The following is a 2668-nucleotide window of genomic DNA, read 5'->3' as shown; positions in this document are numbered from 1 at the left end:
GACCGTCGAAGCCGTCAATCGGACAGTAGCGAGGATCAATCTACGCCCGCGCAAGCGCTTGGGCTGGAAGACGCCGTACGAAGTGCATACAGGGGTGAGCGTTGCACTTATGTGTTGAATTCAGGCTCGTTGCTGCCGGAAGGGCTAATTTCCGGTCAGACTCAATCGAGGCGCCAATGCAGGTGTTTACTTTCGGTTTCCTGCGTTTCCACTACTTTTGGGTTACGTTGATCTGGCCTTGGCTAGCTCTTGCACTGTTGACATTTGCTCATAAGAAATGGCTCAGCGAAAAAAAACTAATCATATTCTCCTTTTTCTGGCTGACCGCAATAATTTTGGCTGCTAGCCTGACCAACGTGATGCGCCATGATTCCTTCTACAAGCAAATCGCCAGCATCAGAACTGAGGGTTTCAAATGCATTTTCAACCAAATGCAAAACAGCGATAAAATCTTTTGCCCTACGATATATCCCGGCGAACTAACAAAGTCTCTAGCAAATGCCCGACGGGTAGAGTCTATTTTTTTGAGAAGCCTGCCATACCTTCCAGTTCCACTGGGCACTAATCAGCCCGCCCCCCTGTTCCGGCTAACTGAGAAGACGGGCGACATCCAAATAGTTAACGCTAAAATATCCGCCAAGGGAAAAGATCGCTCTCTAGAGATAGAGACAGATTCCGACCCTATGTTAGTTATTCCAACAGGCAGCTCGCATATTATGAATCGCTGCATAAGTCTTGAAGTAAATGCACTTATCACCTCATCAAAAACAGATGTAGCGCAGTTATTCTTCACCCCTGCGAAAGAAGGCGGGTTCAGTCAAAAGAACTCCACCACCGTGCCTGTCCTGGGTAACTCCAAGCCCCAACTCATCTCCTTCACCATCAACAGCCCCAGCGGTTTGATCGATAAAGTGCGATTTGATCCGGTGACGACCCCCCAATCCCTGACTATTCACGAAGTAGAAGTTCGCTGCCGCGCGGCTCTATAACTTATCGAATAAGGAAATTAACTGATGCAAGCGTTGATCCCACTGTTTTCCGCCACCCGCGCCAACGAAAACCTGGACTTTACGACACCATTGCGCAAGGTTCTGGACAGCCACTGGTACATCATGGGCGAAGAGGTCAAGGGTTTCGAGGCGGAGTTTGCAAAGTACGTCGGCACTCAAGAGTGCGTAAGCCTGGCCAATGGCTCGGACGCCCTTGAACTCGCGCTACGAGGGCTGGGCGTTACAACTGGAGATCAAGTCATCACGGTGGCAAACGCGGGGTTTTACAGCAGCACGGCCATCCATGCGATTGGCGCTGTGCCGGTGTATGTGGAAATCGAATCCGAAACCATGACCCTCTGCCCTGCGGCACTTCGCCCACTGCTTGAAAAAAAGCCTGCAGCAGTCATTGTCACGCACCTTTATGGGCAAATGGCCAATGTTGAAGCCGTGGTCGAATTGGCCTCACAGTTTGATGTACCGGTCATCGAGGATTGCGCCCAGGCGCATGGCGCGCGTCGCAACGGCAAGCAGGTCGGTAGTTTCGGCACAATTGCTTGCTTCAGTTTCTACCCGACCAAGAACCTCGGCGCCCTAGGTGACGGTGGAGCGGTCGTCACCAATGATTCAGGACTGGCTGGGCGAGTGCGCCAGCTTCGCCAGTATGGTTGGTCCACCAAGTATCAAGTTGCTATACTTGGTGGCCGCAACAGCCGCCTGGATGAGATGCAAGCAGCCATTTTGCGTATGAAGTTGCCTCACCTAGATAGCTGGAATGAACAGCGCCGCTCAATCGCCAAACGGTACAACGAAGCTTTCAGCAAGTTTGACATGGATCTGCCATCGTCCACGGGAGCGGACTATGTGGCGCACCTGTATGTAGTGCGTATCAACAACCGTGCAAAATTCGCCGCAGCACTCAAGGAACAGGGCGTTGCAACCGACATCCACTATCCAATTGCTGACCACTTCCAGCCAGCCTATGACACGACCGTGCCCTACGCCCTAGCCATCACCGAAGAAACATGCGAGCGGGTTATTTCGCTACCGTGCTTCCCCGGGCTCAATGATGAAGAAGTGCAACGCGTCATAGATGCTGTCACCCGCTACTTCGAAGGAGCCTGACGTTGATTAGCTTGGTCATTCCTGTTTACCGCAACGAAGGCTCGATACCCGACCTGCTCGCCGCAGTAAGCGAGCTGAACGTGCAGATGGATAACACCCTGGAAGCGGTTTTTGTCGTAGACGGCAGCCCGGACCGTTGCTACGACCTGCTTAAAGAAGCCTTGCCGCAACAATCCTTTCGTTCCCAACTGATTCTGCTATCTCGAAACTTTGGCGCTTTCATGGCTGTTCGTACCGGCCTGCAGTTCGGCAAAGGTGATCGATTCGCAGTGATGGCGGCGGACCTGCAAGAGCCTCCGGAGCTGGTACTGGAAATGAATCAAGTCCTTTGCACCAAGAACATCGACGTTGTCGTTGGTGTTCGCGAAGCACGCGAAGATCCTCTGCTGTCCCGCCTCGCCTCCCAGGTGTTTTGGGGGTTTTACCGCCCTGAATTCAACACATAAGTGCAACGCTCACCCCTGTATGCACTTCGTACGGCGTCTTCCAGCCCAAGCGCTTGCGCGGGCGTAGATTGATCCTCGCTACTGTCCGATTGACGGCTTCGACGGTCA

At 52.8% G+C, this 2668-nt stretch carries 2 protein-coding genes and 3 pseudogenes; 4 read left to right on the top strand and 1 reads right to left on the bottom strand.

Annotated features, from left to right (window positions below; translation table 11 throughout):
- From AC19YT_RS28070 to AC19YT_RS28055, 4 genes and pseudogenes are all read left to right on the top strand, one after another.
- Window positions 1–118, top strand: a pseudogene (locus AC19YT_RS28070) (IS30 family transposase); the annotation flags it as partial.
- 58 nt (window positions 119–176) lie between these two features.
- The gene (locus tag AC19YT_RS28065) at window positions 177–989 is read left to right on the top strand and encodes a hypothetical protein (RefSeq protein WP_500611371.1); all 813 of its coding nucleotides are present in this window, start codon (window positions 177–179) and stop codon (window positions 987–989) included.
- Window positions 990–1013: 24 nt separating this feature from the next.
- Complete coding sequence (locus AC19YT_RS28060) at window positions 1014–2114, top strand: DegT/DnrJ/EryC1/StrS family aminotransferase (RefSeq protein ID WP_500611370.1); 1101 nt, start codon at window positions 1014–1016, stop codon at window positions 2112–2114.
- Window positions 2111–2542: pseudogene (locus AC19YT_RS28055) on the top strand (glycosyltransferase); the annotation flags it as partial. The gene AC19YT_RS28060 and the pseudogene AC19YT_RS28055, both read left to right, overlap by 4 nt.
- Window positions 2543–2549: 7 nt before the next feature.
- Here the strand turns inward: AC19YT_RS28055 and AC19YT_RS28050 are convergent.
- Window positions 2550–2668, bottom strand: a pseudogene (locus tag AC19YT_RS28050) (IS30 family transposase); the annotation flags it as partial.

This window comes from Pseudomonas sp. MF08875 (assembly GCF_059862525.1).
This window is presented reverse-complemented; position numbering and strand designations above follow the sequence as displayed.